Here is a 22,990-nt window from a genome sequence, read left to right on the forward strand (position 1 = left end):
GCGCGCGGTCTTCTCGCCGTCCGCCCCGCCCGGCCCTCCCCGGACCCGACGACCGCCGCGCTCCGCGGTGCCGTGACGCCGCAGAAATCGGCGGCGAGCGGACTCATCTCTTCTCGCGAGGAACGCTGATTGCAAACGGCCCACGCGGGAGGCGAGCAGACGTTGAGTCGATGAGGGCTGACGACGTGGATGAGTGAGGGAGAGCGATCGTCAAGGCGCTGGCGTGCGGACATACAGACGCACCACCGCCCCAGGTCGGGCGAGGACTCGACGGCATGGAGGATAGGGCGACATCGCGGCGAGGCGCGTTGCGCACGGGGGCCGTCGCGCGAGGCGGCTCGGCGCGCTCTTTCAGGGGCGATTGACGGGTCCTCGATGGGGTCCTGGCAACCGCCAGCCTGAGAGGGCAGGCCGAGGCGGCTCGCCCGGCGGCTGCGCTGGCGCTGCCGCTCGCGCGCGATTCGTATTTCCGAGGAGACGCCCGGATCGCTGGGCGTGTCTCTTCACGAGGAGTTTGCACGATCATGAAGATGGCAGATGTTCTGGGAGCTGTTCTCGCTGTAACGCTCGCTGGCTGCATGGCATCATCCGATGGTGCCGATGGCGCGGATCTAGAGGAGACCGGGACAGTCGAGGGCGCGCTCAGGCTGAGCGACGTGGCCGTCGTCCCCGTGTATTTCGATCACGAGAACCGTTTCACGGTCGACCGGGAGCGGTCGGTCTACGCGCACTTCACGAGCCATCCGGGCAGGACGCTCACGCTCGAGCTGCAGCCCGTCGCCGGGGGCAGGAGCGCCGCGATCGACTTCAGGCTCCACGAGGTCACGAGCGAAGGGAGGCTGAGGCACGTCCGGCGGCTCAGGGGCGACCGGGGGCAGGCCCTCGCGACGTGGGAGAGCCGCGGCACCGGGTCGTACGTCGTGCAGGTCCTCTCGCCGCGGGCGCCCGTCGAGGTGGAGCTCCGGCTCTCCTGCGGCGCCGACGTCTGCTCGCCCGTCGCGCAGCCGGGCGAGATGTGCGCCGGCATCGCGGGCATCCGCTGCGCGGAGGGCCTGTATTGCGACTTCGCCCCCGAGGCGAACTGCGGCGCTTACGACCGCAGCGGCACGTGCGAGTTCATGCCCGAGGTGTGCAGGCAGGATTATGATCCGGTCTGCGGCTGCGACGGCCTGACGTACGGCAACGACTGTGTCGCGGCGACGGCCGGCGTCTCGGTGAGGAGCCTCGGGGAGTGCGGCCCCACGGTGGTGGGGCTCGGCGAGAGCTGCGGCGGCTTCACCCTCGGCGGGCTGCGCGTCTGCGGGGACGGTCTCTACTGCAAGTACGCGCCCGACGCGATCTGCGGGCGCGCCGACGCCGCCGGCACCTGCGCGGAGAAGCCCGAGGTCTGCACGAAGGAGCTCGCGCCCGTGTGCGGCTGCGACGGCCAGACGTACTCCAACGCGTGCGTCGCCGCCGCGAGCGGCATCTCCGTCGACGCGCGGGGCGCGTGCGACCCCCCGCCCGTCGAGTGATCGCCCCCGGCGCCTCGCCCCTGCCCGCCCCGGCGGCGCCGCGGGCCCCCTGACGCCGCGACGGCGCGGCCAAGCGGAGCGCGCCAGCGCCGCGAGGGGCCGCGCTCCAGACAATCTGAATTTTTCCAGCCCTGCTTCCTGTCTGTCCGTCCGATCGGCGCGTCGTCGCCTCGTTCGGCGGGGGCCTGTGCCCCTTGACGCTCGCGCGCGCGGCGTGTGTGGCGTAGATTGGGTACAGCGCTCGACGTCCATTTGCTGGCTCTCTGGGGGCGTGAAGCGCAGGAGAACGACATGCTCGTATCGCCGCTTCCTGTCGATGTCCGCCACGAGTCCGGTCGAGGCAGCATCGAGATCTCGTACCCGGGGCGCCATCTCATCTATTACCGTCTCGCGGGGCATATCGACGCATCGCTCGTCCCCGGCCTCGTCAAGCCCACGTTGCACGCCATGGCGCTCCACGGGCACATCGACGAGTTCATCGATTGCACGCGGATGACCGGCTACGACTCGATCGTCCGTGTCCGCATGGTCGAGTACCTCCGCGCCGCGCGCGAGAGCGGCTCGGTGCTCCAGCACGTGCTCGTCGGCACCAAGATCGTGACCCTGGGCGTCTGGCTCGCGAAGCTCGCCGCCGGCGGCATCGAGATCTACCATGATCGCGCCGCGTTCGAGGCCGCGCTGGGCCGCGCGCTCTACCCGAGCTGACGCCGGGCGAGCCGCCGCAGGCCCATCCCCCGCCGCACCTCCACCGTAAGCCCCCGGCGCGCTCTAGGGCTCTCCCCCCGCGCTCTCCTCGCCGTGTCGGTGCGCTCGCGCCCGCCGTTCCCGGTTCCTCGCCACCCGCGCCGCCCGGCTCGCGATGAGCTCCGGCGTCGGCTTGCGCCCGCGGAGCGGCAGCTGCTCGGCGTGGTGCTCGTCGAACGACCCCGGCTCGCTGCCCAGCTCGAAGATCGCGACCTCGCGCTGGCCGCGCTCGCCGAGCCGCAGCGGCATCACCGCCGCGCCGATCCCCGCCCCCACGTAGACCGCCCCCTGGCCGGGCTCGCCCCGCTTGCGCGTCCCGTAGAGCCCGTGGATGTACCGGTGCCCCGCGATCTTGCCGATCGAGAGCTCGTTCAGGCGCGCGACCGTCACCTGGCCCGCGTGCGTGTGACCGGAGAGCACCAGCGGGATGCCGTGGCGCCAGAGGCCGTCCGCCTCCTCGGCGATGTGCGAGAGCCCCAGGGTCGGCAGATCGCGCCGCATCCCCTTCACCGCCTTCTCGCGCGACGCGTGGCCGGTATAGGCGTCGTCGAGCCCCACCACCTGGAGCCGCTCGTGGCCCAGCGTGATCACCGTGCTCGCGTTGCAGAGCACCGCGGCGCCGCCCCGCTCGAGCGCGCGCTTCACCGCGTCCGCGCCCGACCAGTGATCGTGATTCCCCAGCACGGCGATCACCGGCGCCTCGAAGCCGCGCACCACCTCTTCCAGCTGATCGAGGTAGAGCTGGCTGTGACACACGAAGTCGCCCGTGAGCACGACGAGATCGGGCCGCTGCAGGTTCGTCAGCGCCACGGCCGCGCGCTGCACCCGCACCGACGTCACCCGGCCGACATGCTGGTCGGTCAGGTGGGCAATGCGGAGCGACGACACCTGCTCGAGGTAAGCCGCCGGCCCCGCGAAGCGCCGGAGGCGAATCCCCATGGCCGCGTCCGCTCCCCCAGAATCCGGACCCTCACCCGAGGCGCCAGCGCCTCGCCGGAAGAGCCCCCGCCACCGCTCCCTCGCAGGTACTGCACCGCTCACGGCCGCCGAGTGTACGGGTGAGGTCGAGTGGCCGCCACCTTTTCTTTCGTCGAAGACGCCTTGATGCCGGGGAGCGCAGCAATCTGACGATCGCGTGGTCCAGCGCGTGGTCCAGCGCTGATCTTGGAAAACTCCGTGCTCGTGCGACTCGGCATCCCTCATCGGGCCTGAGCCCGGCGGATCAGGTCGCGATCGATGGAAGCCAGGGTGGGACAGCCGGCGAGCGCCATGGCCATCGACAGCTCATCGCGCAAGCCCCCGAGCACGCGCGCGACCCCCTCGCCGCCGAGCGCGGCGAGTCCCCACAGGACTGGCCGCCCGACCAGCACCGCGCGGGCGCCGAGCGCGATCGCCTTGAGCACGTCCGTACCCCACCGGACACCGCCGTCCATCAGCACCAGGCACCGTCCGGCGACCGCATCGGCGATGGCCGGGAGCACCTCGATCGTGGCGGGGGCGCCGTCGAGCTGCCGCGCGCCGTGGTTGGAGACGACGACGCCGGCCGCGCCCGCCCCGAGGGCGCGGACCGCGTCGTCGGGCCGGACAATGCCCTTGAGCAGGATGGGGAGCCTCGTGATCGAGCCGAGCCACTCGACATCGCGCCACGTGAGCGAGGCGTCGTGTCGCGAGGCGACGTAGGCCGCGAGCAGGGATCCCCGCTCCGCGGCCGGGGCCGCCGCGGCGACGTCGAGGAGGTTCGCCATCACGAGCCCCTCGGGGAGCGCGAAGCCGTTGCGCACGTCCGCGATCCGGCGGCCGAGGAGCGGCGTGTCGACGGTGAGCATCAGCGCCCGGTAACCTGCTGACTCGGCCCGCTCGACGAGCGCGCGCGTGAGGCCTCGGTCCTTGTGGACGTAGAGCTGGAACCACTTCGGCCCCGGAGAGGCCTCCGCGACCGCCTCGAGGCTCGTCGTCGAGAGGGTGGAGAGCGTGAAGATGGTGCCGAGCTCGGAGGCCGCCCGCGAAGAGGCGATCTCGCCGTCGGGGTGCGCGAGGCGCTGATAGGCGGTCGGCGCGACGAGGATGGGGAACGGCACCGTCGTGCCGAGCAGGGTCACGCTCATGTCCCGCTCGGCCACGTCGACGAGGACGCGATAGTGAATCTGGAGACGGCGGAACGCGTTGCGGTTCTCGCGGAGCGTCCTGCCCTCGTCGGCGCCGGATCGGTAGTAGTCATAGGCCATCTTGGACAGGCGGGCGCGCGCTGCGCGCTCGAAGTCATCGACGGTGAGCAGCGACGGGGCGGAGCGAGGCTCTTGCACGGCGTTCTCCTGAAAAGCGCGGCGAGGCGTCCTGGCCGCGGCCGCCGGCCATCTTACCAGCTGCCCTGGCGAGCGCGGCCCCGTCGATGGCGTTGGCAAGCGCGCCCCGCCGCGGTATGCTCGACGTCGCAATGCGCTGGACCGCCGCCGCCGCTCGTCGATTTACCGGCCCCTCGACCCAGGCCGGGCGTCGAGAGGTGCGGGCGTAGCGCTGTTTTCCAGGTTCTAGCGTCAGTCCCTCTCGCAGCGTGATCGCCGTGAGGCGGCCCCGGCTTCGGTCCGGGGGGTGACCCGAGGCTCGCGCCGCCCTTCGCGGGCGGCGCGTGGGCACACAGCACGTCTTGCCTGCGAGGGTTTCCATGTCTCGTCATGTCCTTGGCGCCGACGCGCGTCGGCGCGCGCTCTCTCTCCGCGATCTCACCGATCCGGCCCTCGGGCCGCACGCCATGCAGCTGCTCCTCGACGCGATCGTGGGGTCGCTCCAGCGCGCCTTCGGGTGCGAGGTGATCGTCCATCGCTCGAGCCCGGTCGTCTCGATCGAGGACAACTACGACAGGCTGCATTACCCGCCGGACGGGGCCGCGCGGGACGCGCGCTACACGCGGTATGTCTCCGAGACGGAGGTGCTGAGGACGCAGACCTCGGCGATGATCCCGCCGCTGCTCCGCCGGCTCGCGGCCGCGCCGAGCGACGATGTGCTCCTCGTCTGCCCGGGGCTCGTCTACCGCCGGGACACCATCGATCGGCTGCACACGGGCGAGCCGCACCAGGTGGACCTCTGGCGCATCCGGCGCGGGCCCGCGCTGACGCCGAGCGATCTCCGCGGCATGGTGGAGCGCGCCGTGGCCGCCGCGCTGCCGGGGCGCCCGCTCCGCTGCACGGAGGCGGCGCACCCTTACACGACCGATGGGCGCCAGATCGACGTCGAGGACGGCGGCGCCTGGGTGGAGATCGGCGAGTGCGGCCTCGCCCTGGGCGCGCTGCTCGAGGAGGCGGGGCTCGAGGCGCGCGGGTTCTCGGGGCTGGCGATGGGGCTCGGGCTCGACCGCATCCTCATGCTGCGCAAGGGCATCGACGACATCCGGCTGCTGCGGGCTACGGACGCGCGCATCGCCCGGCAGATGCTCGATCTCGCGCCGTACCGCCCGGTCTCGTCGCAGCCGCCCGTGCGCCGCGACCTGTCCATCGCCGCGCGGCTCGACGCGACCGCCGAGGAGCTCGGCGACCGGGTGCGGGCGGCGCTGGGCGACCGGGCGCCCTCGGTGGAGCTCGTCGAGGTGGTCTCGGAGACGCCGCACGAAGCGCTCCCGCCCGCCGCGGCCGAGCGGCTCGGGAGCGCGCCCGGGCAGAAGAACGTGCTGCTGCGGGTGGTGATCCGGGACGTCGAGCGGACGCTCACGCACGAGGAGGCGAACGCGCTGCGCGACGCGATCTACGCCGCGCTGCACGAGGGTCGCGTCCACCACTGGGCCTCCGGGCGGCCGCCCTCGGGCGGCGGCGCGTAGGCGCGATCGGTCAGTTGCAGGCGGGGAACTGAGCGCTCGCGGGCTGTTCCCCGCCCTTGAGCTCGAGCATCGCTTCCACGGTGGAGCCGTTGATGTCGGTGGCGCGGACATGGTACGGCGCATTCCCCATGTTCCCGTCGCCGACCACGAAGTAGTTGTACGACTGCCGCGTGGCCGTCTGCCACGTGCCGTTGATCTCCACCTCGACCTTCTCGATCGGGTGCGCGTGCCCCTCGACGAGGATCTCGTTCCAGTACCGGTTGGTCGCGTCCTTGAGGCGGAAAGTGACGGGGCTCGTCGTCGGGCACGGGATGTACCGCCAGGAGATCTTCCCCGCCGCGCCGCCGTTGGTGGTCCCGAGATACCCCTCGCGCTCTTCGCCGATCTTGAGAAAGGCGTTCTTGCTGAGATCGATGTGGCCCCTCACGCACTTCGGGTTCGTGGCGATCGGACACTGGTCCACGACCATCGCCTGCACCTTGCGGCCGTCGTCGCGGGAGACCTCCACGCACGCGCCGCACATCCCCGCGCTGTTGTAATCCTCGGTGTTCATGGCGGCGAAGTACTGGCCTCCGCCGAACGGCACGTGCGCGACGACGTCCGGGTTCCGCCCCGTGATCTGGTAGCTGCAGTTCACCTCGGCCGAGCCCATGTCGAGCGTGTAGAAGGTGATGGATCCGTTCGCGTGCTCCGCGGGATAGTCGCAGCTCACCGACGCGCCGCCGGCGCCCGTGGTGGTGGTGGCGGCGGCGACCGTGTTGCTGGGATCGCCGCTGCTGGCCGAGGTGGTGCCTGTCGTCGTGGAGCTGCCCGGGCCAGCGCCGGCGCCCGTCGTTGCGCCGCTCGCGCCCCCCACGCCGGCCGCGCCCGCGCCGCCCTCCCCGCCGGTGGCGGTCGCGGTCGAGGTGCTCTCCGTACCGCCAGCGTCGCCATTCCCGTCGTCGCCGCAGCCCGCAACGCCGAGCGCGATCAGCGACAACAGCGGCCATAAAATGCCCGTGGGCACGTAATCCAGCTTCATCTCGGCTCCTTAAGGTTTATGATAGGGGTGGATCCGCGAATCAACGCGACTGGATTACGCCAGGAGGGCCAATCGCGCAACAGCGCGTCGGCGCTGCAAATACGGCTGCGGGGTTCACGGCCCCACGGCCCGCTGCTCGATGAAGGTGCCGGCGCCCGTCGTGTACGCGATCCACAGCGAGCCGTCGCGATCCGCCTCGATGGCGACGTGCTTGAACGATTTGCCCTCCACCGCGAGGCAGCGCGGCTGAAACCGCCCTTCGGCGTCGAGCTGACCGAGCTCGAGCGCGTGCGGCGACCCGGGCTCGCGCGCGGTCGGCCGGACCCGGGCCACGTGGATCGGCGAGGCGCCCTGCGTGGCCGCGATCGGCGCGGGGCTCAGCCCGTTGGGGTAGAGCGACCAGACCGCCGGCATGTCGTCGCGCGGCGCCTGGTCGATGCGGATCGCCGCCATGCCGAACGCCGACATGTCCTTGGACGCCGGGAGGAGCACGAAGGCCGGCCCGTCGCCGCCGATCGCGAGCGCGCCGCCCATGCGCGACTCGCCGGCGTCGCCGACGAACAGCACCGCGTCGGGCCCGAGCTCGAGCTTGCCCTCCGGCGTGACGCCGACCGTGCGGGCGTGCACCGGCGTCAGCGCCGCGCGCGCGTCGATGTACATCGCGAGCGCGCCGCCCTTCCACGGCGACAGCGCGACGAAGGTGGCGCCGCTGCCCTCGGCGGAGAGCGGCACGGCGGGCTTGTCGTCGAGCACCGCGAAGGCCTGGGTCACGGCGCCCTCGCTCGTCTTGCGGTCCGAGAGGAAGGCGAGGAGCGTGTGCCCTCCGGGCAGCGGGATGGCGGAGATGCCGGTGCCGCGGCGCCCGGCGCCGATGGGCGGCCCCTCGCCTCCCCAGAGCGGGGTCCTCCGGATGGTGCCGCCGTGATCCATGCAGAACACGAACCGCGAGGCCACCGCGCACGCCGGCCAGGAGGCGCGCGCCGGCTCCGCGCTGGCGGCGCCGGCGTCGGGAGAGGCGTCGCGGGGGGGCGAGGCGGGCGTGGGGGGGCCGCTGGACGCCGGTACGGCGAGCGGGCCGAGCGCCGGCGCGACGTGCTGCGCCACGCCGTCGCGGTTGAAGATCACGCGGAAGTCCGCGCGGGCCGCGTCGTCCGGGGTCCAGAGCAGCGCCGGCCCGCGGAGCGAGAGCGAGAGGGGGCCGCGCCGGAGCTTGCAGCCCGCGCCGGGGGCCACGGCTGCCGCTGCGGTGTCGGGGGCTGCGGCGTCCGGTGCTGCAGCGTCGGGGGCTGCGGCGTCCGGCGCTGCGGCGTCGGGGGCTGCGGCGTCCGGCGATGCGGCGTCCAGCGCCCCTGCGTCCAGCGGCGCGGCGCTCGCTGAGGACGCCGCGCCCGCGGCGCTCGCGGTGGGCGCGACGGAGGGCGACGGTGCAGTAGCGCCTGCATCGGGCGCCGGCCCGGCGCCCGGCGCACCCGTGCCATCACGACAGGCCGCGAGCGCTACCAACACGATTGCGCACGCGCGCGGGGACCGGCAGCTCATCGCCGCAGCCAGACTCCGAGCAGGGCCAGGACGTTCCCTGTGCGCATGCAGAAGCTATCTCCGAAACACCCTTTCCTGGCCGGCTTCGCTCAGCTCAGGTCGTCGAGCACCTCGGCGAGCGACGCGGCGACGATGGCCCGTTCATGCCACCGCTCCAGGATCTCCGGATTCTTCTCGGCCAGGATGCGCTCCCGCGCCACGTCCGGCACGGCGATGCCGCGGACCCGGAGCGCCGTCAGCACGGCGCGCGCGGCCTCCTCGGCACGGCCCTCGTTGCGGCCTTCCTTCCGCTCCTCGGCGCGAAGCTTCCTCTCATAATCCTCGAACCACGCCCGGATCTCTGCGCTCACCTCGTCCTCCTTGTCGGTCGCCGGCTCCTGTCCTCCGAGCCGGAAGTGTACCAGCAGCGGCCTGGCGACGCTCTTCTCCCAGACGTCGTCCGGCAGCGCCGCGAGATCGGCCAGCGCCTCGCGCAGGAGGCGGCCCGAGCCGAGCAGCCGCAGGAGCAGCGTCGCCCGCGTCCGGGGCAGCTCCGCGAGCACCACCACGCGCATCGAAAGGCCCGGCACGGCGTGGTAGACGCCCGGCTGCACCGGCTCGCACCGGTAGGCGTCGAGCACCGTCTCAGGGCGCCCCGGGCCGATGACGACCAGCGCCGGGAAGTCCACCGCCGGCTGCGGCGGCGCATCGACGTCCTCGTCCGGCGCGGCGGAGCCGGCTGCGGAGCGGACAGCCGCCGCTGAAGTGGTACTCTATTTACACCGTCATTGGTCGGCTGACGCCATGGCCGCCGAAGAGGCGGCTGCCGGCGGGCGTCACGCGCCCGCGGTAGAGCGGTAAGGTGCCATGTCGAGGAGCAGCGCATGGGTGTCGGGTATCAGATGGTAAACTGGAGCCGGAGAGAGCGAATAAGCTTCGCTCACCTACCCGTGAACACTCGCAGAGAGATCTGCGGCAATCCTGTATCCGCATCGATCGTCGCCTGGTACTTGGCCACTCGCCAAGGCGACGAAGTGCAATTCGTCCCCGATCAGGGAGAGTGGCCGTTCCCCCATGGCTCGCTCGAGGAAGCACTTACGTACACAGACGTCACGGATACCGTCATTCAAGAGCTGATCGGCGCCCAAATACTCAGAGATGATGGGATCGAATGGGCGGACACGGACGAGCCGGACTCGGTCCACATCCGAGCGATCAAGAACATCTGGATGGATGGTGAACCATGACAGCGCCATGCTCGCGACGCACGGACATGCACGCGCGCGACGGTAGACGTAACGCCCATGAGCACATGGGCCGTGTGCCCAAAGGCGGGGTCATCAGCGCTGCGTCTCGCTGACCGGGCGCTCGGGGCCGGGCCGCCCCTCCGCCAGCGTGTCCCCGAGGCGCTCCTGCGTCAGCCCCCGGCTGCTCGACAGCTTGGTCTCCGCGTGCGGCTCGTCCGATCGGGCGACCGACCCCGCGTGCGCCGTCGCGGGGTGCGCCTCGCTCAGGGGGTGACGGCTTCCGGGTCTTCCTGTGGCGAGCGTCGCGCCCTGACCGACCTCGGGCGGCGCCGGTGCGTGCACCGGCCGCGGCGGGGGCGCTCCAGCCGCGCGCGGCGCGAAGAGGTCCGCCCAGTCCGGCAGGTGCCGCTGGAGCCTCAGGCGCTCGGCCTCGGGCAGCGCCTCCCCGATCACCTGGCACACGGCCTGGGCGTGCTCCACGCCGAAGCGGCGCGGCGCGCCCTCGCGACGGGCAACCCGGTCGTAGAGCTCATCGCGATCGAAGTCGCCCTGGTACGCCGCGCCGCGCACCGCGGCGCCGACCGGCCCCGGCAGCCCGCTCGCGACCGCGACCGCCTCCTGCTCCAGCAGCCGCTCGCCCAGCGTCCGCGCGGTCACCGCGATCGCGCGCTCGGCCTCGTCGCGACCCTCGAAGCCGGCGCGGCGCTGCACCTCCTCGACGAAGCGCCCGTAGTCCATGATGCACCTCCCTCCTGGGGTGATCTAGCGATGCCCGTGCCACGGCGGGACCGGTCCCCCGACGCGGGCCCGGGAGGGGCAACGGCGAGCTGAGCCCGCGCCGAACGTCCACATCAGCTCGCCGGCACTCCGGCTCGGGAGCGGGAATCTAGAGCGCCAACGGCACGTCGATCCGCAGGATCTCGCGCTCGGACGCCTTCCCCAGATGCCCCCGGGCCTACTGCTCGAGCACCGTGATCGACCGGTCCCAGTACGACGCGACCACCGCCCGCGCGCCGTCCTTCGAGACCGCCACCGCGCATGCGCCCTTGCCGGTGGGCAGCGACGCGACGACCCTCGGCGGATCCCCCGCGATGACCGCGACCCCGCTGCCCGCCGGCGGCCACTGGGCCCCGCCGAGCGCCACGAAGAGCGTCTTCCGATCCGGCGACGTCACCCCCGTCCGCGGCACCCCGCTGAGCGGCAGCGTGCTCTTCACCGTCATCGTCGACAGGTCGATGACGCTCGCGGTCCGCGCGTCGGCGTTGAGCGTGATGCCGTACCGATCCTCGTGGAGCAGGAAGCCCGCCGTCGGACCGACGCCGACGGGCGCCTTCCGCGTCTCGGTCACCCCGGCGACGCTCAGCAGGATCGCCGTGTTGGACAGCCGATCCGGGAAGAACACGGCGCCCCCGTCCAGCGTGATGTCGCCCTCGCGCGGCTCGCGCCCGACCGCGATGCTCCGCCGCGTGGCGCCGAACGGCGACTCGCTCGGGTCGAACAGGTCGATCCAGGCGCCCGCCGGGCGGCCGGCGTGCGTCAGCGCGCCGAGCGCCGCGATGTAGGGGCGCCCCTCGGCCTGCACCAGGAACAGCTGCCCCGTCGCGTGCGGGAGCGTGATGTTCGCGAGCCGCACCCCCGTCGGCAGCTCGAACTTCGTCACCCGCTTCGTGTCCGTCGTCGCCGCGACCACCGTCCGGCCATCCGGCAGCGCCACGATGTCGCCCGGCGTCCGGCCGACGTCGAGCAGCACCGGATCGCGGTCCCACGCCGTCGTGTCCATCACCGGGATCCGCGCGGCGTCCTCGTGCCGCAGCACCGCGACGTAGCGATCGAACAGGAGCCGGATGTGATCGCCCTGCGCCGGCACCGACGCCTTGTGGATGAGCTCGCCGCTCTCCAGCGTGTACTCGCGCAGCGAGGCGTCGTCGGCGCTCACGTAGACCGACGTGCCGCTCGGGTTGAAGACGACGTCGAGCGGGTGCACGTCCCCGATCCGGAAATCGCGGGCGCGCCAGCGGCCCTTCGGCTCGGGCGGCGGCGGAGGCGGCACGGGATCCGGGCCGAACGCCGCGGGGTTCGGCGCGTCGTCGGGCGCGCTCACCGAGGCGTCGGCCTCCGGCTCGAGCGCGGTCAGCGGCGGGGCCTCGCCCACGGGCGACTTCAGGCTCGTGATCGTGGCGATGATCACGGCCGCGACGCCGCTCGCCACCGACACCGCGGCCCGCGCCAGGCGCGGCTCGCGGCCGGAGAGCGAGGCGGCGGACCCGCGATGACGCTCGCCGAGCCACGCCTTGCAGGCGCGGCACTTGCGCGCCCCCTCGACGATCCGGGCGCCGCAGCTCGGGCACGGGACGCGGCGCTCGCTCATTGCAGCACCCACGCGACCTTGGCGCGGTCGCCGAGCGCGAGCGCCGAGCCGCCGTCCGGGGCGAGCCGGATCCGCGTCGGCTCGCCGCCGAGCGGGTGGACCTTCGCCGCGTACGTCTTCAGATCGATCAGCGCCACCGAGCCCGCCCCGTCGCCGCTCAGCGCCACCACCGCCTGCGCCCCGTCCGGCGCGACCGCCATGTCGAGGGCGCGGCCGGGGAACGTCACGGCGCGGAGGAGCTCGCGCTTCGAGAGGTCGAAGACCTGGATGGCGCGCCCCTCGTTGCACCGCACGAGGACGCGCCGGTCGCTCCGGACGAGCTCCATCTGCTCCGGCTCGCGGCACGTCGTGATGCGCGCCTCCTGCCGCACCGCGCCCGACGGGAGCCAGGTGAGCGGCACCAGCGTGTTCTCGGCCCGGAGGGCGACGAACCCCACCGAGCCGTCCGGGCTCATCAGCGCGCTGGCCGGGTTGCCCACCATCGAGGTGCGCACGCGATCCTGCTCGGAGCCGAGCCGGCTCGGGTCGAACGGATAGGCGACGCCCCCCGACGCCGGCTCGCGCTGGCCGGGCAGCGGGAGCTGGCCCGTCGTCGTGATCGCCCGCGTGCCGCTGTCGTCGACCGCCACCGGGCCCACGGGGTCGTCGCCGAACTGGATGCGCTCGATCTCGGCGTGGTACTCGGTCGCGAGGATCGCCACGGCGTGCGCCTCGGGCAGCGAGGCGAGCACGCGCCGGCCCGAGGCGCCGACCTGGATGTCGCCCACGGCCTCCCCGAGCTCGATCGTCTTGAGCAGCCGCGTCGTGGCGGCGTCGATCACGTAGATGCGCGACGGCGAGGTCGCGTAGACGACCTCGCCCACGCGGTGGAGGCGTCGCACGTTGGGCGCCTCGGTGACGAGGCTCAGCGCCTCGCCGGTCCGGGAGCTGCGCACCTCCAGGCCGGAGGACAGCGCGACCGCGAAGCGATCCCGGTCGAGCGGGAGCGCGTCGAACGCGTCCTTGGGCAGCGAGAAGGGCCCGGCGACCGAGGGCGCGTCGACGAGGTGGCCGACGTTGTTGGGGCGCTGCCAGACGCAGCGGCCGAGCTGGCACGACTCGCCGCTCCAGCACGGCGCCCCGCACACGGGGGCCGGCGGAGGGACCGCCGACGCGGCCCGGGACGGCGCGAACCGGTGGGGCGCCAGGTAGCGCAGGGCGCCGCCGGTGCTGATGAGCCCGAGGATGGCGCCGATCGTGACGAGCGGGCGCCAGTGGAGGGAGAGCCAGCTCGCGTCCGGGGGGGCGTCGGGGACCGAGGGCGCGCGCACCGGCCGCTTCGACCCGTCGGTCGGCTCCCCGCACTCGGGGCAGAGGGCGACCCCGGCGGCGATGCGCTCGAGGCAGACGGGGCAGCTCGCCTCATCGGCGGTGGGCGCGGGGGGCGACCGGCGCGACGGCGGCTCGGGCTCCGACCACTGCGCGGGCAGCGGCGTCGCCTCGGCGGCGTGGCGGGCCTCCCGCGCGTCCGCGGCGCTGGAGGCGGGCTCGATATCGCTCCGCGTCTCGTGGTCCACTGCGCACCTGCGTCTTTTCCGTGACGAGCGGTCCCCGCGTACTCCGAGCGTGCCCGGATGTCGAGCCCCTCGTCGCAGCGCGGCGGGCGCAGCGACGCCGCGAGCCGCGAAGAAGCCGCGTAGAAAATGACGCACGGAGAAATCGCGCGGCTGTCGGGAAGGCGCGCGGCCGGACGAGCGTTACCGCTGGATCAGGCGAGCATGGCTGTGGCCGCCAGCTCAGGAGTCGGCCGGCGGCCGCTGGATCGCCGCAACATCGGTGTAGTCGGATTGCCCGACGGGCTCGCGCCCGTCCTTCGGCGCGGAGGGCGAAATGCCGGAGGGCCGGTCCGCATACGCCTCATCGCCCGGCTCCGCGTCGTCGTCGGGGGGCTCGGCCGGCGGATCGAGCCCGGGGCCGTGCCCGATGTCCTCCGGCGGCGCGCCGTGCGCGGCGTGACCTTCTGCCCCGGTCTGTGCGGCCGTCCGCTCCGCGGCGTCACGTCGTTGATCGATCATCATCGCATCCTCCTTCCGCATTCCGCGTCTCGTGCTCCACAAGCAATCCTGGATCCACGCTCGCGGCGCTCCCCGCGGGCGAAGCGCGCCCGCGACGCCGGACACAGCCGCGCATGCGGTCGAGGCCGGCCCGCGAGCTCGGCGGCGCGCGCCGCACGCCCGCGCCGCGCGGCCCGCGCCGGCAGCCCGCTCCGAGGGACCGCCCGCCCCGTGGCGGCTCCCCGGGAGGCGCCGTCCGGGTCGACACCGGTCCTCGCGATGGCGAAGGAATTATCGTATGGGATCAAACAATGCCGCCCCTCGGATCGCGGGGCCTCTGACCACGATCGTCCGGCGATCAGCGATGATACAAAATACCAGCTTCAGCGAATCCCCAGGCGCGTCCACGTTGTGCGATTCTATCGGATGACGCACAACGTCAGCGTACATGCGAGGCGGCCTCATGCTATTTTACCGTCACGGCTTCGGGACGGCATCTTAACGCGAGGTTGGCGATGAAAAACACAGTGGGTGGCTTGGCGGCGCTTGCGCTTGTGGGTTTGCTGAGCGCGTGCAGCGCGGCGTCGAATGAGGGCGAGACCAGCGGCGGCCAGACGTCCGCGAACGGCCCCGGCGGCCCCGGCGGCCCGGGCGGGCCTGGGCCCACGGGGACCGGGGGATACGATGAGAGCTTCGGCTCGGTCAATCCGAGCGGCGGCGTCGGCGGCGGCGGCGAGATGCCCGGCGGGAACCAGCAAACCGGCGAGTCGTGCGACGGCAGGTTCACCGGCCGGGTGCGCGATTTCAAGGAGGAGCACCCCGACATGGAGCCTCAGGACTCCGGCAAGTGTGTCGGCTGCGACGACCATGAGATCGTCACCGACACGCTCGGAGCGGACCTGAAGCCCGTCTACGCCGGCGCGGCGGACGGCACGAGGAGCACGACCGGCAAGGAGGCCTTCGACCAGTGGTTCCGCGACCTGGAGGGCGTGAACATGCCGATGAACATCACGCTGCAGTTCGAGGACCCCGACAACGACGGCGTGTGGACGTACAGCGACCAGGAGTTCTTCCCGATCGACAACGCGCTGTTCGGCAACGAGGGGCGGCAGCACAACTACCACTTCACCTTCGAGATGCACATGGGCTTCGAGTACAAGGGCGGCGAGCGGTTCACGTTCGCCGGCGACGACGACGTCTTCACGTACATCAACGGGAAGAAGGTGGTCGACCTCGGCGGCGTCCACGTCGAGCAGACCGAGATCGTCAACCTCGACGATCTCGGCCTCGAGATCGGGCAGACATATCAGCTCGACTTCTTCTTCGCCGAGCGCCACGTGACCGACTCGCACTTCCGGATCGAGACCTCGATCGAGTTCATCAACTGCGGCGTCGAGGTCAAGTGACGCCGGGGAGCGCGCTCGATCGGCCGACGCGGCGGTCCGGCGGCTCGCCAGGTCCCGCTTAGTCCTCGCAGACGAACTGGGGGGGGAAGCTCGTTTGCACGACGCAGTCCGAGCCGCACTCCATGTGACAGTCCATGCACTCGTCGTACGCGGCCTCGTCGGACGTGGCGACCTGGCCGACCAGGGCGTCGCACGCCGCCCTCGCCTCGTCCTCGTCGTAGCCGCCGCCGCAGCCGAGCGCGGCGCCCCCGAGCGCGCCCGCGAAGAGGACCGCGACGACCCACGAAGCTGCTCTGCTCTTGCTCATGATGCTCCCTCTCACTCCGCGCAGGTGAATGTCTGGGGGCAGGCCCCCGACGGCTCGCAGCCGTCGCCGCACTCCTCGTAGCAGCTCACGCACGCGTCGTAGCTCTCGTCGGTTGCGCAGGACGGCACCGCGTCGCGCAGCTGATCACAGCGCTCTTGCGACGCCTCCGTCGAGAGCCCCCCGCAGCCGGACGCGAGCGTGACCAGCGAGAGCAGCACCGCGCCAATACCCAGCCTTCGAGCCATCGTCGCCTCCCTTCGAGCCACCGGAGCGTAACCGAAATGTCGCGGCGGGGCGCGGCTTTCCGCGCGGCGCGCTCAGCCCGCCGGCCGCGCCGCCGGCACGAGCCCGTACGTCCCTGCGCCGCTCACCTGAATCCACGCGCGCGTCACCTGGATGGGGCGCCCCGCCCGCGCGACGGCGGCGGCCGCCTCCGCGAGGTCGCGCGCGCACGCGGCGTGCAGGTCGTCGGTCGTCTCGTGATCCTCCGCCGAGCGGCGGATCCAGACCGCGGTCGACGGCATCGCCGCGCCCTCGTGCCTGTCCTGCCAGCGCCTGCCGACGAGGTGCGCCCGGAGGAGCTTCCTCGCGTCCGCGGGGGTATCCGGGTGAAGCTCGTAGACCATCGTCGCGATGAATGACCTCATGCGCCCGAGCCTGCCGGAGCGGCGCCGTCTCGTCCAGGCGGCGGCCGCTGCGTGGCGCACGCGCGCGCACGCGCGAACGCCAGCCGCTGCGCCGCGCGGCGCAGCGGCGCCGTCCTGCTCGCTCGATCGCCGGGTTGCATTCGAACGTAAGCGAGCTTATGCCTTTATGGCCAGCGGCTCTGTCGAGCTGGGGGTGCCGAATGACGCTTGATGAACGCCTTGCCCCGCTCGCTTCCTCCAACCTCGTCACGCTGGTCCTCGATCCGGAGCACCTGCGCTTTCGCTGGGCCAACGCCGCGGCGGTGCGGCTCTGGAACACCGCGAGCGTCGAGGAGCTCCTGGCGCGCGATCTCTCGGACATGTCGCCGGCGGCGCAGACGCGTCTCGCGGGGTATACGGCCCGGTTTCGAGAGGGCCAGACGGCACAAGAGACCTGGACCGTGTACCCGGGCGGCAAGCCTGTGCCGCTCCGGGCGTTTTTTTCTGGCATTGACCTGGATGACGGGCGCCAGGGCATCTTGATCCAGGCGCTGTCGGACGACGGGGCGCCGGAGGCGGAGCGCGCCCGGAGCGTCGAGGCGCTGCGCCATTCCTCGGTGATGGTGACGTTGCTCGACGCGCAGGGGGGCGTGCTGCTGCACAACCCGGCGGCGCTGCGCGCCTTCGGCGAGAGCGCGCCGTTCGCGGAGCGCTTCGTCGACGAGTCGCTCGCGCCGGCCCTGGTGGAGGCGGTCGCGCAGGGACAGGTGGTCTCGCGCGAGACGCGGGTGCGGACGCTGCAGGGCGAGCGGTGGCACGTGGTGGAGGCGCGCCCGGTGCCGGATCCGGCGACCGGCGAGGCCGCCATGCTGGTGCAGCACACGGACGAGACCGAGCTGCGGGAAGCCGAGGAGACGGCGGAGGCGCGGGCGAAGCTGGTGGCGGAGCTGGCGGGGGCGCTCGATCTGGTCGAGCAGCAGAAGGAGGAGATCCTGGCGCTGTCGGCGCCCATTCTGGAGGTCGCCACGGGGACGCTGGCGCTGCCGGTGATCGGCGCGCTCGACGGGGGGCGGAGCGAGGAGATGGGGGCGCGGCTCCTCCGGGCGATCGTGGAGCGGAGGAGCCGCAGCGTGATCCTGGACCTGACGGGGGCGGCGACGGCGGACGCGGCGGTCGCGGAGCATATCGCGCAGCTCGTGCGGTCGATCCGGCTGCTCGGGGCGAGGCCGATCGTCACCGGCGTGCAGCCGGCGCTCGCGCAGGCGTTCGCGGAGGCGGGGGCGGATCTATCGGGGGTGGTGCTGCTGCGGAGCCTGCGGGATGGGATACGGGCGTCGGCGCGGGGCTGGGGCTAGAGCGACAAACGGGTTGAAGCCGCTCGAAAGAGCAGAAATTCGAACCACCGAGGCGCCCGGGACGCCAAGACACTGCACACCTGGGCTGGCATTCACCGTGCAACGCCTGGGACATGAGCCTGCGACTCTCCAGCGTCGTGTCCGTGGCCGGCCTCGTCGTCGCGTGCGGCTCGACCGCCGGCCGCGAGCGCTCGTGTCCGAACGAGGGCGTCCGCGAGGTGTTCGGTGTCGAGCCGAGCCATTCCTCGGAGCGGGCTGTGGTGATTTTGCTGTAGGCGCCTCCAGCGCCGCGAGCCATCTTCACGGAAGGGGGGTCATCGTGGATTCACAAGATCATGTCGGTCGCGTCCTGCGCCGCGTGCTCGCGCTCTCGCTCGGGCCCGTCGTCGCCGGGACCTGCGCGAGCATCAACACCGCCGGCTTTACGCCCGCCGCCTGTCAGGACGACGGGACACCGCAGGTCCTCACGGGGCTCCGGCCGGTCGCCGGCGCCGATTACCTCGAGCTGCGCGGGGAGCTGCGCGAGCATGGGCACACGATCCGCAGGGCCGAGACCTCGGGCACCCCGTGCGCCCGGGCGACGGACCCGGCGGCGTGCGCGGCGAAGATCGCGGCGAGCAACCCGGACAGCGGCTTCGGGATGGGCGATTATCCGTGGGGGCACGGGCGGCATGTGCTGATCGTCAACGCGGGTGACGAGGTGAACGTCCTGCGCTCGAAGGCGGAGGTCAAGGCGTGGCTCGGGCGCGTGGACTCCCCCGGGGAGGCGGTGCTCGTCTCGGCGCTGGAGGGCTACCGCGTCCCTTGCGGGGGCAGCGAGCCGGGCGGGGTGCGATCCGCCGGCGAGGGCTACGAGGTGCTGGCGACCCGCTTGCGCACGTGCCCTATCGAGCGGGTCCGGTACGTGCTCCGGGTCGACCCGGAGGGCAACCTCAGCCAGGTCGACGCGGAGATCCTCGAGAGCAGTCCGGCCTGCATCGGTCGGCGCCCCGCGGGGCTGGTCCCGCGCGGGGCCGGCGGCGCGACCGTCGTCGGGGCGTGGTTCGCGGACGTGGCGCAGCTCGAGGCGGCGTCGGTACGCGCCTTCGAGGTGCTCCGCCGCGAGCTCGCCCGTCACGGCGCGCCGCCGTCGCTGATCGGCCAGGCGAGCGCGGCGCGGCGCGACGAGGTCCGGCACGCGCGCGCGATGGGCGAGCTCGCGGCGCGCTACGGCGGGCGCTGGCGCGCGCCGGAGGTGACGCCGCAGCCGTTGCGGTCGCTCGAGGAGCTCGCCGTCGAGAACGCGGCGGAAGGCTGCGTGCGGGAGACGTTCGGGGCGCTCATCGGCATGTGGCAGGCGCGTTTCGCGGCCGATCGCGCGGTGCGGCGGGTGATGCGGGGAATTGCCCGGGACGAGACCCGGCACGCGCAGCTGGCGTGGGCGATCGATCGCTGGGCGCGCCCGCGGCTGTCCGCGGTCGGGCGGCGGCGGGCCGCAGAGGCGCGGCTGAGCGCGCTCGGCCAGCTCGCCGCGGAGGCGCAGCGCGACGACGGCGATCGCGACCTCGTCCGCTGCGCGGGCCTGCCCGGGCCGGCGGACGCCCGCCGGCTGGCGGCGCATTTCGCGCGGGGCGTGGAGGCGCTCGCGCGCGACGCGGCCTAGGCCCCAGCGCTCGCGATCGGCGCCATGGCTCACCGCCCCACGTTGTAGCTCGCCCCGAGCGCGTCTCCGAACGCACGCTGCAGGACGATGGGATCGAAGTACTCGTAATACTCCGCGATCTGCCCGTTCTGGATCACGAACAGCGCGGCGTAGGTGTTGTTGTAAGGTCCGCCGGACTTGAGGCGGATCTCGCCGCGGTAGGTCACGAAGAACCGAGATGGGTCGACCATGTCGTGGACGACGAGGTCGGGGAACCGCATGCTGGCGAAGTTGTCGGGCATGCCCCGGTATTGATTGAAGATGGCGGTCCGCCCTTCGAGCCTCTTCGGGAAGCCTTCCGGAGAGAAGGGCATGATCTGCGTGCCCTGCTCGGCGAAGAGCTCGGAGAATCCGCGGATGTCGAACGCCTCCAGCCGGGCGAAGAAGGCGTGGACGACGGCGCGGTTCTCCTCGCGCACCTCCGATGAGCTCGAGCTGGGCACGACTTCCTCCGTGGGCCTGCGCTGCGGCGAGGCGCAGCTGGGGGTCGAGACGATGAAGAGAGACAACACTGCAACATCGAGCACGCGTCGCATGGCTTCCTCCATGGCGCCAGCCGGCGTGGCGGCCGGCGGCGACACCGGCGCGCCGCACCGCCGGACGTCCGTGAACTCCAACGTGGTCATCGGCGCGGGCCGCGCTCTCCTGGCGCGCGGGCCGCCGGCTCAGCGCGCAGCCAGCGTCGCGCGCAAATGCGCGGCGGCCTCCTGGCTCGCGCGATCCACCGTCGCCGGGTCGTCGTAGAAATGGAACTGCGTCCCAGCCATCCACACGACGCGCGGCGCCACCGGCATCGCGGCCGCAAAGCGCTTCGCCCCGTCCGGGATGGCGCCCTCCTCGGAATGGACGATGAGCGTCGGCGCGCGCAGGCGTGGCGCGCTCGCCAGCGCGTCGAACTCCAGCCACCCGGGCCACGACATCACGGCGAAGCGGTTCCCCCACTGCGGGATCCCGCCGCGGCGCACGTCCAGGTAGTAGTCGAATGGGCCGACCATCGCCGCGCTCGAGTCGGTCGTGCTCACGGTCGGCACATAGCTGACCTCGCCCGTCGACGCGAAGCGCGCGCGCGCCTCCCTCCCCTTGCGCACCCGCTCCGCGACGCCCTCCGGCCCGCCATATACCGAGGCGGCGAGCGCCGCGTCGTGCAGCCACGGGGCGATCATCACCACGCTCTTCACGCGCGGGTCGTCCGCCGCCTCCGCCGCGATGTAGCCGCTGCTGGCGCAGACGCCCACGAGCCCGAGGCGGCCGCCATCCACGGCGGGGTGCGCCGACAGGAGCGCCACCGCCGCGCGGATGTCCTCGATCTTCCGCGCCGGCGACTCCTCGTGACGAGGCGCCCCCTCGCTCTCGCCAAAGCCGCGCAAATCGAAGGTGAGCGCCGCGAACCCCGCCGCCGCGAGGCGCTGCGCATAGAGCGAAGGCATCTGCTCCTTCACGGTCGTCCACGACCCGAGCACCGCCACCGCGGGCAAACGCTCTCCTTCCCGCGCGCGCGCCGGCAGGTGCAGGACGCCCACGAGCTCCGCGCCCTCGCTCGGAAAGCGCACGTGCTCGACGCGGTACTCGGGCGCCCGCGGGGCGGGGAGGCCCGCCCGCTCGCGCGCGCGCTCGAGGAGCGCGGCGTTCCCCGTCGACTCGCCGGGGATCATGCGCATGCGCGTCACCTTCCACCCCGAGGCCGTGCGCGCGAGCTCGTGCTCGTAGCGGCCGGCGAGGCTCCAGAGCTCGCCGCCCGGCGCGCCGGCGAGGTGGTGCGCCGCCTGGAAGCGCGAGCGCACGCGCGCGAGGTCGGGGTCGACGAAGCTCACCTGCTCGTCGCGGATCGCGTGCTGGGTGCTGTCGAACGCCGACAGGAGCGGCTGCCACCGGGAGACGATCTCCTCGGGCGTGAGCAGCTCGGGGACGCCGTAGTCGAGCACGACGCGCCCGGCGAACGCCGAACGCACCGTGTCCCACTGGCGCAGATCGGCGCCCCGGGCGACGTTGTGGAGGGTCTCCAGGATGGCGGCTCGGTCTCTCGTCGCGTTCTGCATGGGGTTCTCCTGCGCGCCGGGCTTCACGGCGCTGGTCGGGCTTCCACAGGCGGTGAGCGCCATGGCAAGAGCGGCGATGGCGGCGCGGGCTCCGGTCGTGGTCATAAAGGCTCCTGATCGCGCCGTGAGGGTGCGCCCGCGCGGCCCCCCGCGCTTGAACGAAGCCCGCGCGCGCCGTTGAAGAAACCTGCGCGGCGGGGATCTGCGCCGTTCGCCTCGCGCCGCCAGGGCGGGTAAAGTCGGGCGGGTGAGAGGTCGCAGCGCGGTCCCGTTCGTCGCCTCGAGCTCGTCGGAGCCCGTCGATGCGCTCGCGTCGGCGTGCATCCACGTCTCCAGCGCGGACCTGGGCTGGCCGGAGGTGCACGTCGAGGCGGGGGAAAACCCGTCGTGGGACGTGCACGATCTCACCGTGCGCGCGCATTACCTCGCGCTGAACACCGACCCTCACGCGCTCACCTTCGAGGCGCTCGTCGACGGGCGCCCTCGCGAGATCACCCTCGCGCCGGGGCAGCTCTGGTTCTGCCCAGCGGGGGAGTCGTTCACGCACCGCGTGGCGGCCCCAGCGAGCTTCGCCATCGTCACGCTCGAGCCCGAGAAGGTGCTCCGCGTGCTCGGGGAGGCCGAGGAGCGCGAGCTCAGGCGGGCCTACTCGGTCGATTCCCCCCAGCTGGAGCACCTCGTCCGCGCCCTCGCGGCCGAGGCCGAGCGCGGGGGCCCGAGCGGGGCCATGTTCGTGGACGCCCTCGCCACGGCGCTGGCGGTCCAGGTGGCCGGGACGTTCGCCGTGAAGGCGGCGCCCGCCCTCGCGGCGCGCGGCGGGAAGCTGTCGCGGGGCGCCCTCCAGCGCGTGCTCGAGCTGATCGACGCGGAGCTCGGCGAGGGGCTCACGGTCGAGCGCATGGCCGACGCCGCGGGGCTGAGCGCGGCGCACTTCGCCCGCGCGTTCCGCGGATCCGTCGGCGTCGCCCCACACCAGTACGTCATGCGGCGGCGCCTCGAGCGCGCCCGGCAGGCGCTCGAGGCGCGGGGCGCCGATATCCTCAACGTCGCGCGCCGGCTGGGCTTCTCGGACCAGGCCCACCTGACCCGGCTCTTCAAGCGGGAGTTCGGCGTGACTCCAGGACAGTACATGCGCCATCGCGCCCGGTGACGCGACAGGCGTCCAGGCCCGACGGGCCGAGCAGCCTTGTGGGTCGCGCCGCCGTGGCGATGACTCGCATCGTCCTCATCGCCCTCATCGCCAGCGCAGCTCAGCTCGCTCCCTTGCAGGGAGTCCCGCGCTCCACGTCGCAGGCGAGGGCCTCGGCGGCGAGCCGCTGAGCTAGC

Annotated in this window: 23 protein-coding genes; 9 read left to right on the forward strand and 14 right to left on the reverse strand. The window is 72.8% G+C overall.

All coding sequences use genetic code 11. The features are described 5' to 3' along the window. Window positions 1-578 precede the first annotated feature (578 nt). Together WME83_RS44105 and WME83_RS44110 are read left to right on the forward strand one after the other, a co-directional pair. On the forward strand, window positions 579-1,514 hold the full coding sequence (locus WME83_RS44105; RefSeq protein WP_437315704.1) for a Kazal-type serine protease inhibitor family protein: 936 nt from the start codon (window positions 579-581) through the stop codon (window positions 1,512-1,514). A gap of 291 nt (window positions 1,515-1,805) precedes the next feature. Continuing rightward, complete coding sequence (locus WME83_RS44110; RefSeq protein ID WP_437315705.1) at window positions 1,806-2,219, forward strand: hypothetical protein; 414 nt, start codon at window positions 1,806-1,808, stop codon at window positions 2,217-2,219. 63 nt (window positions 2,220-2,282) lie between these two features. On the opposite strand, the gene WME83_RS44115 is transcribed toward WME83_RS44110, so the two are convergent. Both WME83_RS44115 and WME83_RS44120 read right to left on the reverse strand, forming a co-directional pair. Further along, window positions 2,283-3,197, reverse strand: a complete 915-nt coding sequence (locus WME83_RS44115; protein ID WP_437315706.1) for a metallophosphoesterase — start codon at window positions 3,195-3,197, stop codon at window positions 2,283-2,285. A gap of 260 nt (window positions 3,198-3,457) precedes the next feature. Then, entirely contained in the window at window positions 3,458-4,561 is a 1,104-nt protein-coding gene (locus WME83_RS44120; protein ID WP_437315707.1) for an alpha-hydroxy acid oxidase, read from the reverse strand. A 359-nt stretch (window positions 4,562-4,920) separates the two neighbouring features. Between WME83_RS44120 and srmL the strand changes: the two genes are divergently transcribed. Next, complete coding sequence (gene srmL, locus WME83_RS44125; protein ID WP_437315708.1) at window positions 4,921-6,066, forward strand: PheS-related mystery ligase SrmL; 1,146 nt, start codon at window positions 4,921-4,923, stop codon at window positions 6,064-6,066. Window positions 6,067-6,076: 10 nt separating this feature from the next. On the opposite strand, the gene WME83_RS44130 is transcribed toward srmL, so the two are convergent. From WME83_RS44130 to WME83_RS44140, 3 genes are all read right to left on the reverse strand, one after another. After that, a complete protein-coding gene (locus tag WME83_RS44130; RefSeq protein ID WP_437315709.1) occupies window positions 6,077-7,072 on the reverse strand; it encodes an expansin EXLX1 family cellulose-binding protein in 996 nt (331 codons plus the stop codon). Between the two features lie 129 nt (window positions 7,073-7,201). Continuing rightward, window positions 7,202-8,320, reverse strand: a complete 1,119-nt coding sequence (locus WME83_RS44135; protein WP_437315710.1) for a hypothetical protein — start codon at window positions 8,318-8,320, stop codon at window positions 7,202-7,204. A gap of 395 nt (window positions 8,321-8,715) precedes the next feature. After that, window positions 8,716-9,294, reverse strand: coding sequence for a hypothetical protein (locus WME83_RS44140; RefSeq protein ID WP_437315711.1), 579 nt, complete (start codon window positions 9,292-9,294; stop codon window positions 8,716-8,718). A 195-nt stretch (window positions 9,295-9,489) separates the two neighbouring features. Between WME83_RS44140 and WME83_RS44145 the strand changes: the two genes are divergently transcribed. Continuing rightward, window positions 9,490-9,852 (forward strand): hypothetical protein, encoded by a 363-nt coding sequence (locus WME83_RS44145; protein WP_437315712.1) that lies wholly within the window; start codon window positions 9,490-9,492, stop codon window positions 9,850-9,852. Between the two features lie 93 nt (window positions 9,853-9,945). Here the strand turns inward: WME83_RS44145 and WME83_RS44150 are convergent, their stop codons facing one another. The 4 genes from WME83_RS44150 to WME83_RS44165 form a co-directional block, all read right to left on the reverse strand. Continuing rightward, window positions 9,946-10,590 (reverse strand): DUF2267 domain-containing protein, encoded by a 645-nt coding sequence (locus tag WME83_RS44150; RefSeq protein WP_437315713.1) that lies wholly within the window; start codon window positions 10,588-10,590, stop codon window positions 9,946-9,948. 217 nt (window positions 10,591-10,807) lie between these two features. Further along, on the reverse strand, window positions 10,808-12,220 hold the full coding sequence (locus tag WME83_RS44155) for a hypothetical protein (RefSeq protein ID WP_437315714.1): 1,413 nt from the start codon (window positions 12,218-12,220) through the stop codon (window positions 10,808-10,810). Continuing rightward, window positions 12,217-13,776, reverse strand: a complete 1,560-nt coding sequence (locus WME83_RS44160; protein WP_437315715.1) for a YncE family protein — start codon at window positions 13,774-13,776, stop codon at window positions 12,217-12,219. The genes WME83_RS44155 and WME83_RS44160 overlap by 4 nt, the downstream gene beginning before the upstream one ends. Window positions 13,777-13,995: 219 nt before the next feature. Continuing rightward, entirely contained in the window at window positions 13,996-14,277 is a 282-nt protein-coding gene (locus WME83_RS44165; protein WP_437315716.1) for a hypothetical protein, read from the reverse strand. Window positions 14,278-14,807: 530 nt separating this feature from the next. Here WME83_RS44165 and WME83_RS44170 point away from each other — a divergent pair. Then, the gene (locus tag WME83_RS44170; RefSeq protein ID WP_437315717.1) at window positions 14,808-15,659 is read left to right on the forward strand and encodes a fibro-slime domain-containing protein; all 852 of its coding nucleotides are present in this window, start codon (window positions 14,808-14,810) and stop codon (window positions 15,657-15,659) included. Window positions 15,660-15,717: 58 nt separating this feature from the next. On the opposite strand, the gene WME83_RS44175 is transcribed toward WME83_RS44170, so the two are convergent. The 3 genes from WME83_RS44175 to WME83_RS44185 form a co-directional block, all read right to left on the reverse strand. Beyond that, window positions 15,718-15,966, reverse strand: a complete 249-nt coding sequence (locus WME83_RS44175; protein WP_437315718.1) for a hypothetical protein — start codon at window positions 15,964-15,966, stop codon at window positions 15,718-15,720. A gap of 11 nt (window positions 15,967-15,977) precedes the next feature. Beyond that, window positions 15,978-16,211, reverse strand: a complete 234-nt coding sequence (locus tag WME83_RS44180) for a hypothetical protein (RefSeq protein WP_437315719.1) — start codon at window positions 16,209-16,211, stop codon at window positions 15,978-15,980. Window positions 16,212-16,283: 72 nt separating this feature from the next. Then, entirely contained in the window at window positions 16,284-16,613 is a 330-nt protein-coding gene (locus WME83_RS44185; RefSeq protein WP_437315720.1) for a hypothetical protein, read from the reverse strand. Between the two features lie 200 nt (window positions 16,614-16,813). On the opposite strand from WME83_RS44185, the gene WME83_RS44190 reads away from it, so the two are divergent. The 3 genes from WME83_RS44190 to WME83_RS44200 all read left to right on the forward strand — a co-directional run bounded on the left by WME83_RS44190 (window position 16,814) and on the right by WME83_RS44200 (window position 19,589). Next, a complete protein-coding gene (locus WME83_RS44190; protein WP_437315721.1) occupies window positions 16,814-17,947 on the forward strand; it encodes a PAS domain-containing protein in 1,134 nt (377 codons plus the stop codon). Between the two features lie 113 nt (window positions 17,948-18,060). Next, window positions 18,061-18,222 carry a hypothetical protein gene (locus WME83_RS44195; protein ID WP_437315722.1) on the forward strand — a complete coding sequence of 54 codons (162 nt, stop codon included), beginning with the start codon at window positions 18,061-18,063 and terminating at the stop codon, window positions 18,220-18,222. A 44-nt stretch (window positions 18,223-18,266) separates the two neighbouring features. Beyond that, window positions 18,267-19,589: a ferritin-like domain-containing protein gene (locus tag WME83_RS44200; protein ID WP_437315723.1), complete on the forward strand. Its 1,323-nt coding sequence runs from the start codon at window positions 18,267-18,269 to the stop codon at window positions 19,587-19,589. 29 nt (window positions 19,590-19,618) lie between these two features. On the opposite strand, the gene WME83_RS44205 is transcribed toward WME83_RS44200, so the two are convergent. Both WME83_RS44205 and WME83_RS44210 read right to left on the reverse strand, forming a co-directional pair. Beyond that, window positions 19,619-20,164, reverse strand: coding sequence for a nuclear transport factor 2 family protein (locus tag WME83_RS44205; protein WP_437315724.1), 546 nt, complete (start codon window positions 20,162-20,164; stop codon window positions 19,619-19,621). 129 nt (window positions 20,165-20,293) lie between these two features. Continuing rightward, window positions 20,294-21,769 carry an alpha/beta fold hydrolase gene (locus WME83_RS44210; RefSeq protein ID WP_437315725.1) on the reverse strand — a complete coding sequence of 492 codons (1,476 nt, stop codon included), beginning with the start codon at window positions 21,767-21,769 and terminating at the stop codon, window positions 20,294-20,296. A 142-nt stretch (window positions 21,770-21,911) separates the two neighbouring features. Here WME83_RS44210 and WME83_RS44215 point away from each other — a divergent pair, with 142 nt between their 5' ends. Beyond that, window positions 21,912-22,814: a helix-turn-helix transcriptional regulator gene (locus tag WME83_RS44215; RefSeq protein WP_437315726.1), complete on the forward strand. Its 903-nt coding sequence runs from the start codon at window positions 21,912-21,914 to the stop codon at window positions 22,812-22,814. The last annotated feature ends 176 nt before the right edge of the window (window positions 22,815-22,990 follow it).

Origin of the sequence: Sorangium sp. So ce385 (assembly GCF_051474135.1) — a bacterium.
GTDB lineage: Bacteria > Myxococcota_A > Polyangia > Polyangiales > Polyangiaceae > Sorangium > Sorangium cellulosum_D.

Coding starts and splice junctions, on each gene's coding strand:
- WME83_RS44105 (WP_437315704.1), top strand. CDS start 579: ATGGCATCATCCGATGGTGCCGATGGCGCGGATCTAGAGGAGACCGGG.
- WME83_RS44110 (WP_437315705.1), top strand. CDS start 1,806: ATGCTCGTATCGCCGCTTCCTGTCGATGTCCGCCACGAGTCCGGTCGA.
- WME83_RS44115 (WP_437315706.1), bottom strand. CDS start 3,197: ATGGGGATTCGCCTCCGGCGCTTCGCGGGGCCGGCGGCTTACCTCGAG.
- srmL (WP_437315708.1), top strand. CDS start 4,921: ATGTCTCGTCATGTCCTTGGCGCCGACGCGCGTCGGCGCGCGCTCTCT.
- WME83_RS44145 (WP_437315712.1), top strand. CDS start 9,490: ATGGGTGTCGGGTATCAGATGGTAAACTGGAGCCGGAGAGAGCGAATA.
- WME83_RS44150 (WP_437315713.1), bottom strand. CDS start 10,590: ATGGACTACGGGCGCTTCGTCGAGGAGGTGCAGCGCCGCGCCGGCTTC.
- WME83_RS44155 (WP_437315714.1), bottom strand. CDS start 12,220: ATGAGCGAGCGCCGCGTCCCGTGCCCGAGCTGCGGCGCCCGGATCGTC.
- WME83_RS44165 (WP_437315716.1), bottom strand. CDS start 14,277: ATGATGATCGATCAACGACGTGACGCCGCGGAGCGGACGGCCGCACAG.
- WME83_RS44175 (WP_437315718.1), bottom strand. CDS start 15,966: ATGAGCAAGAGCAGAGCAGCTTCGTGGGTCGTCGCGGTCCTCTTCGCG.
- WME83_RS44180 (WP_437315719.1), bottom strand. CDS start 16,211: ATGGCTCGAAGGCTGGGTATTGGCGCGGTGCTGCTCTCGCTGGTCACG.
- WME83_RS44185 (WP_437315720.1), bottom strand. CDS start 16,613: ATGAGGTCATTCATCGCGACGATGGTCTACGAGCTTCACCCGGATACC.
- WME83_RS44190 (WP_437315721.1), top strand. CDS start 16,814: ATGACGCTTGATGAACGCCTTGCCCCGCTCGCTTCCTCCAACCTCGTC.
- WME83_RS44195 (WP_437315722.1), top strand. CDS start 18,061: ATGAGCCTGCGACTCTCCAGCGTCGTGTCCGTGGCCGGCCTCGTCGTC.
- WME83_RS44205 (WP_437315724.1), bottom strand. CDS start 20,164: ATGCGACGCGTGCTCGATGTTGCAGTGTTGTCTCTCTTCATCGTCTCG.
- WME83_RS44210 (WP_437315725.1), bottom strand. CDS start 21,769: ATGACCACGACCGGAGCCCGCGCCGCCATCGCCGCTCTTGCCATGGCG.